Source organism: Belnapia sp. AC561 (assembly GCF_979252845.1).
In genome coordinates this window covers 1-279 of sequence record NZ_CEEDBP010000190.1, presented here as the reverse complement: position 1 = coordinate 279, position 279 = coordinate 1, and the positions used below count along the sequence as shown (strand labels likewise).

Genomic DNA, 279 nt, shown 5'->3' with positions numbered 1-279 from the left:
AGCCAGAAGTCCGCGGTGGAGCCGCCGGCATAGCGCGCCAGCGCGAAGTTCGCGACGAACGCGCCGGTCAGGCCGGAGATGATCATCACCTGCTGTACCGACGACAGCCGCCCCCGGATCGACGCCGGCGTGACTTCGGAGATGTAGACGGGGGAGATGACGCTCGCCGCGCCGACGCCCAGACCGCCGATGATGCGCGCGAAGATGAAGATCGCGGAGCTGCTCGCCGCACCAGCCAGCAACGCGCTGGCGAGGAACAGGATCGCCGACAGCATCATC

The 279-nt window shown here is 68.1% G+C and carries 1 protein-coding gene; it reads right to left on the bottom strand.

Features of this window, described 5'->3' with window-relative positions; translation table 11 throughout:
• A partial coding sequence (locus AC0IW9_RS30695; RefSeq protein ID WP_471652088.1) for an MFS transporter occupies positions 1 to 279 on the bottom strand: 279 nt, incomplete at both ends.